Annotated in this window: 14 protein-coding genes; 8 read left to right on the top strand and 6 right to left on the bottom strand. The window is 59.3% G+C overall.

What is annotated here, in order from left to right:
• Positions 1-125: 125 nt before the first annotated feature.
• The 5 genes from DSL70_RS21095 to DSL70_RS21075 all read left to right on the top strand — a co-directional run bounded on the left by DSL70_RS21095 (position 126) and on the right by DSL70_RS21075 (position 4876).
• Positions 126-881 (top strand): GntR family transcriptional regulator, encoded by a 756-nt coding sequence (locus tag DSL70_RS21095; protein ID WP_119309994.1) that lies wholly within the window; start codon positions 126-128, stop codon positions 879-881.
• A 111-nt stretch (positions 882-992) separates the two neighbouring features.
• On the top strand, positions 993-2012 hold the full coding sequence (locus tag DSL70_RS21090) for an SIS domain-containing protein (RefSeq protein ID WP_119309958.1): 1020 nt from the start codon (positions 993-995) through the stop codon (positions 2010-2012).
• Positions 2009-3184, top strand: a complete 1176-nt coding sequence (nagA, locus tag DSL70_RS21085) for an N-acetylglucosamine-6-phosphate deacetylase (RefSeq protein WP_119309957.1) — start codon at positions 2009-2011, stop codon at positions 3182-3184. Before DSL70_RS21090 ends, nagA begins: the two co-directional genes overlap by 4 nt.
• A complete protein-coding gene (locus DSL70_RS21080; protein ID WP_119309956.1) occupies positions 3181-4089 on the top strand; it encodes an ROK family protein in 909 nt (302 codons plus the stop codon). Before nagA ends, DSL70_RS21080 begins: the two co-directional genes overlap by 4 nt.
• Positions 4090-4126: 37 nt before the next feature.
• Entirely contained in the window at positions 4127-4876 is a 750-nt protein-coding gene (locus DSL70_RS21075; protein WP_119309955.1) for a copper homeostasis protein CutC, read from the top strand.
• 65 nt (positions 4877-4941) lie between these two features.
• On the opposite strand, the gene DSL70_RS21070 is transcribed toward DSL70_RS21075, so the two are convergent.
• From DSL70_RS21070 to DSL70_RS21060, 3 genes are all read right to left on the bottom strand, one after another.
• A complete protein-coding gene (locus DSL70_RS21070) occupies positions 4942-5934 on the bottom strand; it encodes a lactonase family protein (RefSeq protein WP_119309954.1) in 993 nt (330 codons plus the stop codon).
• A gap of 12 nt (positions 5935-5946) precedes the next feature.
• Positions 5947-6774 (bottom strand): NAD-dependent epimerase/dehydratase family protein, encoded by an 828-nt coding sequence (locus tag DSL70_RS21065; protein ID WP_119309953.1) that lies wholly within the window; start codon positions 6772-6774, stop codon positions 5947-5949.
• A 67-nt stretch (positions 6775-6841) separates the two neighbouring features.
• Entirely contained in the window at positions 6842-7927 is a 1086-nt protein-coding gene (locus DSL70_RS21060) for an Ldh family oxidoreductase (RefSeq protein ID WP_205563449.1), read from the bottom strand.
• A gap of 518 nt (positions 7928-8445) precedes the next feature.
• On the opposite strand from DSL70_RS21060, the gene DSL70_RS21055 reads away from it, so the two are divergent.
• From DSL70_RS21055 to DSL70_RS21045, 3 genes are all read left to right on the top strand, one after another.
• On the top strand, positions 8446-9717 hold the full coding sequence (locus DSL70_RS21055) for an HAD family hydrolase (protein ID WP_119309952.1): 1272 nt from the start codon (positions 8446-8448) through the stop codon (positions 9715-9717).
• 246 nt (positions 9718-9963) lie between these two features.
• Entirely contained in the window at positions 9964-10731 is a 768-nt protein-coding gene (locus DSL70_RS21050) for an IclR family transcriptional regulator (RefSeq protein WP_162916972.1), read from the top strand.
• 317 nt (positions 10732-11048) lie between these two features.
• The gene (locus tag DSL70_RS21045) at positions 11049-12224 is read left to right on the top strand and encodes an acetyl-CoA C-acetyltransferase (protein ID WP_119309950.1); all 1176 of its coding nucleotides are present in this window, start codon (positions 11049-11051) and stop codon (positions 12222-12224) included.
• Between the two features lie 182 nt (positions 12225-12406).
• On the opposite strand, the gene DSL70_RS21040 is transcribed toward DSL70_RS21045, so the two are convergent.
• From DSL70_RS21040 to DSL70_RS21030, 3 genes are read right to left on the bottom strand one after another with little or no spacing between them, the layout of a single operon-like run.
• Positions 12407-12907, bottom strand: a complete 501-nt coding sequence (locus DSL70_RS21040) for a CYTH domain-containing protein (protein WP_119309949.1) — start codon at positions 12905-12907, stop codon at positions 12407-12409.
• Positions 12904-13656: a ParA family protein gene (locus DSL70_RS21035; RefSeq protein ID WP_119309948.1), complete on the bottom strand. Its 753-nt coding sequence runs from the start codon at positions 13654-13656 to the stop codon at positions 12904-12906. Before DSL70_RS21035 ends, DSL70_RS21040 begins: the two co-directional genes overlap by 4 nt.
• Positions 13653-15179 (bottom strand): CHAD domain-containing protein, encoded by a 1527-nt coding sequence (locus tag DSL70_RS21030; protein WP_162916971.1) that lies wholly within the window; start codon positions 15177-15179, stop codon positions 13653-13655. The genes DSL70_RS21035 and DSL70_RS21030 overlap by 4 nt, the downstream gene beginning before the upstream one ends.
• Positions 15180-15352: the final 173 nt, after the last annotated feature.

Raw genomic sequence — 15352 nt, 5'->3', positions numbered from 1 at the left:
CCATCATTGGGGTATGAAAAAAGGAGACAGCGGAAAGACTGGCAACCATCCTGTTGCAACGGATATTGCCCCTTTTCATAAGGCAAATCGGACGAGGCTCAAAGAGTGATGCGGGGATGCCCCAGATGAATGTGGAAGACTTCCTTCGATCCGGCGACTGGCTGAGCAAGAAGACAGGACCGCTTTATGCCGTCCTCAGCCGTCGCATTGAGAAAGGGATCGAACAGGGGCTTCTGCTGCCGGGTCACTCGCTGCCCGCCGAACGGGAAATCGCCGAACTGGCCGAACTGTCCCGCGTCACCGTACGCAAGGCCATTCAGGAACTCGTCAAGAAAGGCGTCATCGAGCAGCGGCAGGGCTCGGGCTCATTCGTCCGCGAACAAGCCAACAAGGTGGAACAGTCGCTCTCCCACCTCACCTCCTTCACCGAGGACATGCTGGCCCGCGGCCTCAAGACCTCGTCCAACTGGCTGGAGCGGGAAATCCGTCGCCCCTCGCCGGAAGAGATCCTGACCCTAGGCCTGTCCGCCAGCGGCCATGTTTCCTGCCTGCATCGCCTGCGCGAGGCAAACGGCCAGCCGATGGCGCTGGAAAGGGCAGTTCTGCCAGTGGACATCCTGCCGGACCCGGAGGCAGTGAAAAGCTCGCTCTATGAAATCCTGGAACGCAGCGGCAACCGGCCGGTTCGCGCCGTGCAGAAGATTTCAGCCGTCAACCTGCAGGCTCCACAGGCGGAGTTGCTGGGTGTAGCACCCGGCATCGCCGGTCTCAGCATTCAGCGCATTTCCTACGTCCAGAGCGGGCGGGCCATCGAATTCACCAGATCCCTTTATCGCGGCGACACCTACGACTTCGTCGCGGAAATGAGTTTTCCAAGATAGGGCGACTGCATCGCCGGGCGCCAGCATCGACGCCTTCAGCAATGCGCCGGACCAGCAGATCCAGATGCGCCCCAGAAAGCAAAAGCAAAGCCAGAAAGAAAGCTGTTTGCCATGACCCTGATGCGGCAAGAAACCGAAGAAATCCCGGCAGCGGTTGCACGCCTGCTTTCCTCAGCCCCCGAAACGATCGCGCCCGTGGCCGCAGCCTTCCGGGCCTTTGATCCCCATGTTGTCGTGACCATCGCGCGCGGCTCGTCCGACCACGCCGCCTATTTCCTAAAATATGCCATCGAGCTGGTTCTGGGCTTGCCGGTCGCCTCGCAAGGCCCCTCCATTGCCTCCATCTTTGGTGCACCCATGAAGATGGGGCACGCCGCCGCGCTCGCCGTCTCCCAATCGGGTGCCAGCGCCGACATCGTGGCCATGGCCAAAACCGCCCGCGCAGGCGGGGCCCTGACAGCAGCCCTTGTCAACACCGTACCGTCTCCGCTTGCCGACAGCTGTGCCTATACGCTTGATATCGCAGCCGGTGAGGAGCAGGCCGTTGCCGCCACCAAATCCTACGTCAATTCCATCGTTGCCGGGCTTTCACTCATCGCCTACTGGGCCAATGACAAGCCCTTGAAAACCGCCCTTGCCAACCTGCCCGAACAGCTGGAAAAGGCCGAGGCGCTCGACTGGTCCTTCATGCTGGAGACCGTGTCCAACGCCCAGTCGCTCTACACCCTCGGGCGTGGTCCAACCATGGCAATTGCCGCCGAGGCAGCGCTCAAATGCAAGGAAACCAGCGTGTTGCACGCCGAAGCCTATTCTTCGGCAGAAATGCTGCATGGCCCGGTCTCGCTGGTCAACCGCGACTTCCCGGTCATTGCCTTTGCCGCCCGCGACGCGGCCGAAGATTCGATTGTGGAGATCATCAACGGGGTCATTCCCAAGAATCCCCATTGCTATATTTCATCAGACAAATCCGCTGATGCAATCCAGCTGCCCTTCATCGCCACAGGACATCCCCTGACCGATGCCCTCGCCCTGATCGTGCCATTCTATCGGTTTGTGGAGCAGCTTTCGCTGCACCGTGGACTGGACCCGGACAAGCCAGCGGCTCTCAAGAAAGTGACGGTAACGCGATGAACAAAACAGCCTTCCCAGCCGATCGGATTTTCGACGGCACCCGGTTTCACGAATACACAGCCCTGCTGGTCGAGGGCGACACAGTCGTCGCGATTGTGCCGCAAACCGAGATTCCCGCCGATTATGCTCAGCATAGCGATGGAACGGCGATGATCGTGCCGGGGTTCGTCGACCTGCAGGTGAACGGTGGCGGCGGGGCATTGCTCAATGAAACGCCGACAAAAGACGGCATCGAGACCATTTGCCGAGCGCATGCCCGCTTTGGCACCACCGCCCTGATGACAACCCTCATCACCGATGGTCCCGAAGTACGCGACCGGGCCCTTGCTGCGGGCAAGGAAGCCGCGGCAGCGAGGGTGCCGGGGTTCCTCGGCCTGCATCTGGAAGGCCCGCATCTGTCGGTACCGCGCAAGGGTGTGCATGTCGCCGATTTCATCCGCCCGATGGAGGACAGCGACCTCTCGGTGCTGCTTGCAGCAGCGGGCAGCTTCGGCAAGAGCCTCATCACCATCGCACCGGAAAATGTCACCGTTGAGCAGGTCCGGGCACTGGTCGCCGGAGGCTGGCACGTCAGCCTTGGCCACACGGACTGCGACGCCGAAACAGCCTTTCGCTATTTCGAGGCGGGAGCCTCCATGGCAACCCACCTGTTCAACGCCATGAGCCAGATGCGCAATCGCGAGCCGGGGCTGGTCGGCGCGGTTCTGACAACCGATACCGCCTATTGCGGCATGATTGCCGACGGTTATCACATCGCCAATGCCAACATGCGCGTTGCCCTTCGTGCCAAGCAGGGGCCGGGGCGCATCTTCTTTGTCACCGATGCCATGTCACCAACCGGAACCGATGTCACCGAATTCATCCTCGGCGGTCGCCAGACCTTCCGGCGCGAAGGCCGCCTGGCTCTCGCAGACGGCACCTTGGCCGGGGCCGATATCGACATGGTTTCCATGGTGCGCAAGGCGCTCGACACCCTGCCGCTATCGCAGGAAGAAGTGCTCAAGATGGCCTCCCGCTATCCCTCCGAAGCCATCGGAGCCAGCAGCAAAGGCCAACTCAAGCCCGGTTTTGACGCAGATTTCGTGGCTTTGGACAAGGGCCTTTCCCTGCGCGCCACCTTCATCGCTGGCCAGTGTGCACACAGCAATGACAACAAGGGGGCTCCGCGATGATCGTCTGCTTCGACATCGGCGGCACCACGATCAAGGGCGCTCTGGCCGAAGACCCGCAACACATAACGCCAGTGCCGCGCATTCCCACGCCAGCCAATGACTTTGATGCCTTTGTCGCGGCCCTCAAGAGCGTCATTGACCAATCCCCCGAAGCGGTCCGTTGCGTTTCCATTTCGATCGCCGGATTTCAGCACCCCAGAACTGGCCTTGGCGTGGTGGCAAATATCCCCTGCCTGCATGGCAGACCCATGCAAAAGGATCTGGTGGCAGCACTGGGACTGCCGGTCATCATCGCCAATGATGCCGATTGTTTTGCCATAGCGGAAGCCGAATGCGGCGCCGGTAAGGGTCACCACGTTGTCTTCGGCATCATTCTGGGCACCGGTGTCGGCGGCGGGCTCGTCATCGACGGGCAATTGATCAACTCAAGAGGCGGCTATGCTGGCGAGTGGGGCCATGGCCCAGTCGCGGCCACTCAGGCAGGCAACCCGCCCGTCTCCCTGCCCCGGTTCCATTGCGGCTGCGGCCTTGATGGCTGTCTCGACGCCACCTGCGGCGCACGCGGCCTCGAGAAAATCCACAAGCACATCCATAACAAGGATCTTTCGGCAGAAGACATTCTCAGTCTTTGGCTCGAACAGGACCCTTTAGCCAGCCGCACCATTGATGTCTTCCTCGACATTCTCTCTGCACCGCTTGCCATGATCGTCAACACCACCGCAGCAACCATCATCCCGGTTGGCGGCGGGCTTTCGAACGTTCCGGCGCTGATCGCTGCGATCGATAAGGCGGTACGCGGCCAGATGCTGGTCGACCCGGAAACTCCGCTCGTCGTGCCTGCCCAGAACCGTCTTGAACCCGGACTCGTTGGTGCTACCATCCTCGGATTGCGTCAGATCACCTGACAAGACCAGCAGCCGAACGGAAAGGAAAGACCGTGCCATGGCTCAGCCCGGCCCCGCCCATCATGCCCATAACTGCCCTCTCCTTGAGGTGTGCGTGGACACGCCTGAGGGTCTTAAGACAGCAATAGAGGCAGGTGCAGACAGGATCGAGCTATGTTCAGCGCTGGCGACGGGTGGGGTGACGCCTTCGCAAGGGTTTATGGCGCTGGCCGCTCGCACGAGCCCCATCCCGGTTCATGCGCTCATCAGGCCACGCAGTGGCGACTTTGTCTTTTCTGACGAGGAAATCGTCCTCATGCAGCATGACAGCGAGGCTGCACGCGACGCCGGACTTGCCGGTGTCGTCATTGGCGTATCAAGAGAAGACGGTCGCCTTGATCTCTCCGCCCTCAAGGCCCTGATGCAAGCAGCAGGCCCTCTGGACATCACCCTGCATCGGGCCTTCGACATGGTGCCCGATTTCACCGAGGCGCTTGAACAGGCATTCTCGCTCGGCATCCGGCGGGTCCTGACCTCCGGCGGCGCGCCCACCGCCCTTGCAGGCATCGAGGTCTTGCAACGCCTCATCGAACAGGCGAGCGACAGGCTCTCCATCATGCCCGGTGGCGGCATCACCGCCGACACCGTTGCGCCCTTCCTCAAACTGGGGATCAGGGAGATCCATGCCTCCTGCTCAAGCCCGCAAGCCTGCGCAGGCAAGGTCGCCGATCTCGGTTTTGTCCTGCCTTCAGATCGGCGGACCGACGCGCAAAAGGTGAAGGCCCTGAAGGCCGCGCTTGCCCTTTAAATGCAAGAAAGACACGAGACAGAAGCCTGCCTGCGCCGGATTTCTTTTGCTCTGAAGAGTTCTTGTCAAATGCAGAGCACCCAGCTTGGCCCATCGCCAGCCACAAACGTTACCTTCCGCGTCAACCGACCATCCGTCTCCACCGCATAAACCTCGCCGCTCTGGCCGAAATTGCCAACTGCAACGAGGTATCCCCTATCCGGGTCGAGATGAAGCGAGCGCACATGCTCCGGTGAGGCCACCTTGCTGCTGGCCGCCATCGTCTGGCCGGAAGCATCAAGACGCAGACTGACCAGTTGATCACTCGCCCGTTCGGAAGCAAACAGCCACGCGCCATCGTCGCTGAGAGCCAGATCGCCTGACCAGCGCCGCCCCTCACCGGCCAGCAGCGGCACCGTCCCAAGCATGCGCGGTTGGGCCGCATCCTCTCCATCACCCGCAAGCGACAGGGTGACAATTGTCCCGGCATTCTCGGTAATCACATAAAGCAAACGACCATCAGGCGAAAAAGCCATATGCCGGGGACCACTGCCCTTGGGAAAAGCGACCTGTGCCGTTTCCTCCAGAGCGCCAGTTTCCAGATCCAGACGATAGCGCCGCAACAGGTCATCGCGACAGGCCGTTCCGTAAACGGAGCCACCCCGTTCGACTACACAGTGGGCCAGTTCACCGAGCGGCATGCGTGAGACAACACGGTCAAGCACACCGTCCTTGCCGATCCGCACGGCAAGCGCGTTGGTGCCTCCTGCAGCCAGCAGAAAGCGACCATTGCCGGAAAGGGAGAGATAGGGGCAACTCTCCTCGATAGCCAGATGACCGACCTGCTGGACACCCGTCCGGTCCCCGGTGAGCCGCAGGCTGATGAGTGCCGGAGACTCGCCGCGAAACGCCACATAGATCATGTCGCCGACAGCAGCCGCAGGCATCGCCATGGATGAACCGGCCACCCCCTGCAAGGGATAGCGAGAGGTCTCGGCAACTGTCCAGCATTCGGTATCCAACCGAAACAGACGCAGGTCCAGCCCGTTGGTGTTGCAGCAGATAAGTGTCTTCTTCATGATCTCTCCGGTTCACGATCTCTCTGGCAGGATGTCTTCCAGCAAACGGGCAAGACTGCCGGTGAAGTCGCGCCCACAAGCATGGCCGCCCTGCAGCACTTCAACCGGATTGGCCGGATCAACCGCCTCGCGAGCAATCTCATCGGCATAGGCCTCGGCATTGTCCTGAGGGCGGTAGCCCAGCGCATGGGCACGGCTGTTGTCATAGCAGGCCCGACCGTTGGCTGAAATACCAAACACCGTCTCGCAATGATAGTCAGCCTCAAGCCCCAACCGCACCAGAGCCCCCATGTCGCGATGGGAAATCCACATCCGCAGATGGCGCTCGCTGGTCGGGCGGGGCAGAAAAGAGCCGATGCGGATAACAAAGGCCTTCACACCATTCTTGTCGGCATGAAGCCGCGCCAGCCCCTCGCCGAACATCTTGGTCAGGCCATAGCGGGAATCGGGGCGATAGCCATCACCGGTCCTGACCGTCATCCCGACCGGATACATGCCCTGCGCATGGTTGGAACTGCCATAGATGATCCGATCCACCCTGTTCGCCACGGCGGCCTGCCAGAGATTGATCGAACCAACGAGATTGGGGCCGATCAATTCGTCCCAGTCCTTCTCCCGCGCCACGGCGGCCATATGAATGATGGCATCCACATCCGTGCAGAGCGCCATGGCAAAGTCCGGGTCGGACAGATCGCCCATCACGACCTCAAACGCCTCGCTATCAGGCCGTTCGATCGGGCGCATGTCGCTGAGCCGCCAAACCTCGCCTTCCCGTGGCACCAGATCCGCAAGGACCGTGCCGACCATTCCGGCCGCCCCCGTCAACAGAATCCGCCTCATGCGTCACTCCCTCCCGCTCCGAACCATAAAGGCCGTCCCGCTTCGCCCCGTTGGCAGCATGTGGCCATCATCGCGCAACCGGCATGGCAAGACCGAGGGTCTCGGCCCATTCGCAAAGCCCGCCCAGCACAGCATCCGACAAGGGAACCCCTTGCGCCAGCCGCTCGGCCCGCAAGCGCAGCGCCCGTTCGCCCGGCACACGCGGCGCAGGCCCTGACGCATCGATGGGGAGACAACTGCGAATGGCGTCACCCAGATATCCGGTCTCCGCAACAAAGCTCTCCAACCCGCCAAACCCTGACGGATCGAGCACCTGCAAAAAGACATTGTTGACCCAGCCCTGCGGCTTGACCACATGGCGCCCGTTGCCAGACAGGCCATGGGTCAGCGCTTCCACGGTCATGCCAAGCCCGGTGCCCTTGTGGCCGGAGGCAAGGCCTCCGAGCGGCATGATCGCACCGGGTGGTTCGGCAAACCGCACAGCAGGATCCCGGCTCGGGCGCCCCTCGGCATCGATCAGCCAGTCGTGGGCAAATGGCTGCTTCTGCTTGTAAAGCCGGTTCACCATGCCGTTGGTCGTCACCGACGTGCTCATGTCGAGCAGCACGGCGCCATCAGGCGTCGGATAGCCGATGGCAAAGGGATTGGTGGACAGCACCGGCTGACGCCCGCCGAAGGGCGCAACACATCGTTCCGTCGGGTCGGAGACCATCAGCAGCACCACAAGCCCGCGATCCACCGCCGGTTTCAGATAGGAAACCAGCCCCGCCGTGTGGTGGCTATTGCGGATGGAAAGCGTATAACTGCCAAATTCCTCGGCCTTGTCCATCGCCAGCTCAAGTCCGCGGCTCACCAGCCACGGCCCGGGCAGCTTGCAGCCATCCCAGAGGGCGGTAACAGGCCGTTCATTGAGCACTCGCGGCTCGCCCTCAAGCGCCATGTTGCCCGCCTTTGCTGACGCCAGATAAGCCGGCAGCAGGGCAAGGCCATGGGTATCGTGCCCCAGAAGATCCCCCTCTACGAGGATCTCCGCCACCGCCGGGCTGAGGCGTGGGGAGAGGCCGACGCCCTCAAGCGCCCTACGCGCAAAGGCCACAAGATCCCCAACATCAAATCGCCCTTTACCGCTCACCATGGTTGTCTGATCCTGCATTCCATCCCCCTTTATCGTCTCCCACCGCACCGCCTGCCACAGCGGGCTGCCGATCATAGCCACCACAGGATACAATGGCAAATTGCATCACGCAGCCACCGGAGCAAGAAACCACCACTTTTGTCCGCCAAAATCGCCAAAGGGAAAAGAAATTTTGGACAAATCTTGTCAATAAGAGGATGATCACCATAAAATGAAGACCCTTGCCTTTTCTTGTAGCCAACTTGAGAGTTTAATACTGTTCTAAAATGCCAGTCCGGAAGCATGCAGCAACCAGCCTCAGTGCGGAGCAACGTCCCCAACACCGCCGATGCACTTGCGCCCGGAAAGACAGCGCCCAGCTTGCCAGACAATCGACCAATGCTGCTCTGTCATTGCCATGACGGGCATCGAGGGAACGCGGACAAGACCCATCAGCTCCCTTAAGCTTCGGCCATTTGGCAAAACGCCAGCAAAGCCCGTTGATGGTTGGCAAGCACTTCCATGAATGACACGAACAAAACCGGAAGAGATAGAAGATGAACAATCAGGATAGCAAGACAATGACCGACCCGGGCACCAACCCTGCTCCGCTTCCTGAAAGAATTGACGCCGCAACAGCGTTGCTCGCAAGGCAGCTCGCCCCCATCCTCCTCTGTGACAAGAACGAACCATTCGAACCGGTCGTGATCGGCATCTCCCACCTGAAACGGGGTGAGCCCTCGCCCAGCTTTCATCACAAGAACCCGTTCACCCGCGCGCCCAACCGAACCAACAGTGTGCTGGAATATGCCATCTGGTGGAACGGCGACATCCAGCATCTCTATGAACTGGATCACGTCTGGATTTATCTCAACGAGAACAACAGCCCGATCCACATCACAGCCAGCGCCCACGGCGAGATGATCAATATCAGCCAGTCCAACTGGCAGGATCGCCAGATCAGACTGTTCTGCGAACCGGGCAAACACGCCCTGGCACCAACATCGGCAGAGATCATCGAAAAGCGCGCCTGGCTGGATGAAGCCTGTTCCGGCTGCGAGCAGATCTACGGCTTCCAGATCCCTGATGCCTTCAAGGCTCATCTGTCGTTTCTCTCCCCCTATGACCATTTTCTGGCCTGCGATTATCTGCGCAAGAAACGCTTCCAGCCCAGCTACAGCTTCGAGAAGAGCTTCGACCTTTCCAAGGTGCCGTTTGTCAGCTGGAACGAGCTGGAGACCCTCATTCCACGCCTTCTGCGCGACCAGACCGAGGAACTGCGCAAGAACAAGCGCGGCATCAAGGCGGTCTTTCTGGATTCCGGCGATACGCTCATCGATGAAGGCACCCGCATCTACAGCGAAGACAGGGAAAATCTCATCCTGTCGGCCAAGCCAATTGAGACCAGCCGCCAACTGCTCGATGGCCTCAAGGAGCGCAATTACCTGCTCGCCCTCATTGGCGATGGCCTCGAGCAGAGCTTTCACAATGTGCTGAAGAAGAACGGCTTCTGGGACTATTTCGACGTCGTCTCCATTTCGGAGAACTGCGGCATCACCAAGCCAAGCCCGCGTATCTTCATCGAAGCCATGATGCAACTGGGGCTGCGCAAGGATGATACCGAAAGAATGATCATGCTGGGCGACAATCTCTCCCGAGACATTCGCGGTGCCAATGCCCTGGGCATGACCACCGTCTGGATCGACTGGGCGCCGCGTCATGACAAGGAGCCAAAGGACGAGCTGGAAAAACCGGACTACCGGATCACTCGCCCCATTGAGCTTCTGGACATCATAGACAAGCTTGAGTCCGAAGAAACGCTGGACTGACGTGGCATTCATCTTCAAGAATGCGATCTGTATACGAACAAAAATCGCCTCCTGATCCCCTCAGGAGGCGATGAAACTGCCCTGCATCAAGCGGGAAACCGTCCGTAAATACTCGTATTTTTCTTGGCATTCTGCCACAAATCCCCTTGAAATCACAAGATGATACGGCTTGTATCGCATTGCGGGTTGATATTCTCCACGTCTTGTTATTCACTTGAAAAGCGAAACAAATCCAACGGAAATATCATGCCCACCAATGAGAAAGAAAAGCATTCACGTGGCGGCATTCAGGTCATAGCAAGAGCCGCAGACATCCTGCGCACACTCAAGACAAGCCAGTCCGGCATGAGCCTCGGGCAGATTGCCCAGCGGGTTAATCTGCCCCGGTCCACCGTTCAGCGTATCGTCAACGCGCTTCAGCAAGAAAATTTCATCATCACGGATTCTCAGGGCGGTGGCCTGCGCCTCGGCCCGGAACTGAACGCTCTGGCAGAAGCAACACGCTATAATATCGTTGAATATTGCCGCCTCTTGCTGACCGAATTGACCCAGTCCACCGGAGAGACCTCCGACTTGTCGGTGTTCCGCAGGGATGCCATGATCTGTCTGGATCAGGTTCCGGGCACCCATCGCCTGCGCACGGTATCGGCCGTAGGGGAGGCCTTCCCGCTTTCCAGCACGGCAAACGGGCGCGCCTGTCTGAGCCTGATGGAAGAATACAAGGCCCAACAGCTGGTGCTGAGCGAGTGGAACCAGTGGGGCGTGAAAGGCGACATGGAGGCAATGATGGCCGACCTCGGCAAGATCCGGTCCGAGGGACTGGCCTTTGACGAAGACCACCACACACCCGGCATCTCGGTCATCGGTTTTGCCTTCCGTGACTGGTTTGGCGACCTGCACGCCATTTCCGTGCCGGTGCCGTCAAGCCGCTATCCGGGCAAGAAGGCCGAAATTGAGGTAGCCCTGCGCAAGACCGCAGCCCATATCAAGAAACGCATGACGAGAAGCGCATGATGCGGCGCAGCAATTATGCGGCACAACAGCCCGCTACAAGACCTCAAAAAGCCCTCTCATCGCAGAGGGCTTTTTTAATGCAAAGGTCTATGAAGACGAAGGCCTAATACCAGAAGGCCCAATACCGATAAATTTTCAGCCACACTAATATCGCCGCTCAAGACCCAAACTGGCATGGCAAAAAGGCGATTTGGCAGGGGGACTGCCTGAGCGATTTGATCACATTGCAATTCGAAAGAGCCGCAATGCGATACAAAAAGCCAAGGCTGCAACAGTCCAAATCGCCACAGTGGAAATAAGTCGGAGGAGCTTCCAACATGACCAATGTCGTAATTGCGTCCGCAGCACGTACCGCTGTGGGTAGTTTTTTAGGTTCTTTTACCAATGTTCCCGCCCATGATCTGGGTGCAGCTGTATTGAAGGCTGTTGTGGACCGCGCGGGCATTGATCCGGCCGAAGTATCGGAAACCATTCTGGGCCAGGTGCTCAATGCGGGTCAGGGCCAGAACCCTGCCCGTCAGGCTCACATCAACGCAGGCTTCCCGCTCGAGAGCGCCGCATGGGGCATCAACCAGGTGTGCGGGTCGGGCTTGCGTGCGGTCGCCCTTGCAGCGCAGCATATCATGTTAGGCGATGCAAAAATTGTCGCTGCTGGCGGGCAGGAAAGCATGTCACAGGCACCCCATATCGCCTATATTCGTCAGGGCCAGAAAATGGGTGATCTGAAAATGATCGACACCATGATCCGCGATGGTCTGTGGGAGGCATTCAATGGCTATCACATGGGACAAACCGCTGAAAATGTTGCCGAACAATGGCAAATCACCCGTGAGATGCAGGACGCTCTGGCCCTGCGATCCCAGAACAAGGCGGAAGAGGCCCAGAATGCCGGTCGCTTTGTGGACGAGATCGTGCCTTTCACAGTCAAAAGCCGCAAGGGCGACAGCATCGTTGACAAGGACGAGTTCATCCGCCCGGGCACCACGATCGAAACCCTGCAGAAACTGCGCCCGGCCTTCATCAAGGACGGCACCGTCACCGCAGGCAACGCATCGGGCATCAACGACGGCGCAGCCGTAACCCTGTGCATGACCGCGGAAGACGCCGAAAAACGCGGCATTGAACCGCTTGCCCGCATCGTTTCCTACGCAACAGTCGGTCTTGACCCGAAAGTCATGGGCATGGGGCCGGTCTATGCGTCCCGTCTGGCTCTTGAAAAGGCTGGCTGGAAAGCGGACGATCTCGATCTGGTTGAAGCCAACGAAGCCTTCGCCGCCCAGGCCTGCGCCGTGAACTCGGAAATGGGCTGGGACCCGGAGATTGTCAACGTCAACGGCGGAGCCATCGCCATCGGCCATCCGATCGGCGCTTCCGGCTGCCGCATCCTCAACACCCTGCTGTTCGAAATGAAACGCCGCAACGCCAAAAAGGGCCTTGCCACCCTCTGCATCGGCGGCGGCATGGGCGTTGCCCTCTGTGTCGAACGCCCGTAAGGGGTCTCCCGGGATCAGGACACATGACAGCCGTGCCATAAGGCACGATACAGCGTGAATGAGGCGGGTTTGACAGGCATATCAAATCCGCCTTCCTTGCCGGAAGCAACCGCTTCCCATCTCGCAGCTTCCCTCACCCGAGGCACCCGCAAACAACAGAAGACCCCGCGCAGCAAACCGGATCAGGGCAATCCATTCACCGCTAGAGACTTGTTCTTGTAGCCCTTGTTGCCGGTCACGTCCTCGCCGAACCAGTCCGGCGCAACAAACCGCGACGCCGCCTCGACCGAGGCAAATTCCACCTCGACCAATTTCAATCCGTCCAGACCACCATGGAATATATCAAGCTCGAAACGGAGACCGTCCGAAAGAGTCCCCACATAGCGCGTCTTCTCGACCCGGCGGCCCTTGGTTGCGGGCCAGAAGCTGTTGAACTGGGCCGCAGAAATCGGCACCTCGATTTCCTTGCGCGACAGGCTGCCATCGGACTTCAACGTCATGAAATGGGCAGCGTCCGCACCACAGCCCTTCCGGCGCACCCGCATTTCAACGGAATCCGTGGCGGAAGTCAGATAGCCCTGCGCGACATCCCCGGCTTTGAGGGGAGCCAGATCCGGCAGGGCGCGCAACAGGAACTTGCGTTCGATTTCAACGCTTTCCGTCTTCGGCTCGGCAACGCTCATTTCAGGGCCACCTTCTTGCGCATCTCGCGATAGAGATCCTGATAGGCCTTGGAAGCGGCACAGCCCGGCGCGCTGGCCAGCACCGGCGCCCGATGCACGCCCATGCGCTCGACATCGGACGTGAAGGGCACATAGGCGGAAAGGAACTGCTTCTTGTACTGGCTCGTCATCTCATCCATCAACTCGCCATGCAGCGACTTGACATTCTGGACCATCGAGAAAAAGGCGGCCAGCTTCTTGAGCGGAATATCGTTGGCCTTGAAGAAATCGACCAGTTGCTCGAAGGTCCGCTGCGACAGGGTCGTGGGAATGACCGGCACCAGCACCACATCGGACGCCTTGAACACGCTCTCCGACAGGGTCGAAATATTCGGCGGGCAGTCGAGCAGAATGACGTCATAGTCCTTCTTGACGGCCTTCAGCGACTTTTTCAGGCGCGACCGGCTGTTCTTCATTCGAGACAGGAAGACATCGAAATTGCGAAAGCTCATATTGGCCGGCAGAATGTCCAGATCATCATAATTGCTGCCACGGATGGATTTGACGAAGCGGTCCTCATCCTTGAAAAACTGCTCGTCCGTCAGCTTCCTGGACGGCTTGACCCGAAAATAGAAGCTCGAGGCCCCCTGCGGGTCAAGATCACAGAGCAGCACCCGCTTGCCCGCCTCGGCCAGAGCATAGGCCAGATTGACGGAAGTTGCGGTCTTGCCAACGCCTCCCTTGTTGGAATAGCAGGCGATGATCTTCATTCACTTTCCTCCCGCAACTGGAACAGAGTCTTGAATGTCTGTTGCGTTTCCTCGCTGTCAAAGCGGGCAAAATTCTCGGCCACGAGCATGCGTTCGGCTGCCTGCCGCTGGTGCAAAATGGCAATCAACGCCCCCACGCTCTGGGCAATCTTCATCTGGGAGGGCTTGTCACGAAACTTGCGCCCGGAGAGAAAACCGGACAGCGCATCGATCTGCACCGAGCAGTCATTGAACCGACCCAGATTGTCCTGAAGCCGCTTCATTGGCTTGATCAGCGACCGGATGGCCTCATCGGGGAACAGTGGCGCGAAGAATTCCATCAGATAGCGCAGCTTCTTGCAATGAATGCGCAACGCATGCACATCGTTGTTCTTGCTGGTCTCATTGATCGAGACCGCCGTCTTGCAGATCTTGCGGTAACGCTTCCAGATGAGATGGCAGGCATAGTCATGCGCCCCCTGCTCGGCACTTGGCCCCTTCTGCAAGTGCTCGGGCGTGGCCAACAGGTCGGACAGCTCCTGCATTTCCTTCTGATAGCTATCGCTGATCAGGTGGTCTGCGAGCCGCACGGCAGCCTCCTCCCGATCACGCAGAAACAAGGCGAACATCTGTTCAAGTCCATCATGCAGCGGCGCCGGGATCAAATCGAAGAATTTCTGCTTTTCAAGAAGATAGACATCAAGATCCCGCAACTTTCCGGTCTTGGCCATCAGCCGGGAAAACCGCCGCTTGAGATCCGCAGTCACCTCATCGGAATAGACCCCCTTGAACAGGCTGAGCACGGATCGGATCTTGCGCAGGGCGATCCGGTAGTCATGCAGGAATTCGGTGTCGAGATCGTTGACGATGCCCTTCTCGTTTACCCGCGCGGCAGGCAGATAGGCGGCCATGATGTCGGTCGCCACGGCGAAGGCGCTTTCCTCCTCGCCGATCACGATGGCGGGCTTGATCACCCCGACGGGGAAGGACAGGCACAGCCCGGAAAGGAAGCCGACAAGATCATGATTGCCACCAAGAGCATAAAGCGACTCCCGCATCATCTCCAGCGCCCTGTCATAGCCACGCACCGGACGCAAAAAGGCAATCAGCCCAATCTCGCCACCGACCATCTGCACTTCAAGAAACCGGACCTTGAGATGGATCTTGCCATCGTCATCCGTGAGAGCCATCTGGACCGAGCGGAAGCGAAAGCGGCAGAGCGGCATCAGAGCCCTGAGATCAGACAGATCCTTGAGCGCCTTGCGCACATCCCCCTTGGGCAGCTCCCTGACGGGCCCACCCTCGACAGGGCCTTTCTGCTCCTTCTGCGCGCCATTGCGGTCCAGCAGCAGCAATCGTCCCTCAGTGCCGATCAACAAGCGCCCCGAACTGATCAGAGGCTGATGGAACATGTCCAGCAGAGCCGCATCAGCCAGCTCCGTATGGTCGGACAGCACGGGCTTCAACCGGCCGCAATCAAGCCCGGCGAGGCACTCAAGCGAACGGTTTGCAATAACAACAAGGGGATCATCAATCTCTGCCATGTTCTGCATAGTTCCACGGAACAACCATGGGCGCAAGCCATCAGCAAACCGACAGATTGCCTATCCTCAAAACTATTTCAGCGGATCTGCGGGAACGGCCATGCGCCTTGTCCGGAAGGCTAATAGACTGAAAATGCAAAAGGCACCCGGTGATGATCACCGGATGCCCAGAG

This window comes from Cohaesibacter haloalkalitolerans, assembly GCF_003574655.1.
GTDB lineage: Bacteria > Pseudomonadota > Alphaproteobacteria > Rhizobiales > Cohaesibacteraceae > Cohaesibacter > Cohaesibacter haloalkalitolerans.
The sequence above is the reverse complement of the archived record's forward strand: the minus strand, read 5'-3'. Positions and strand labels throughout refer to the sequence as shown.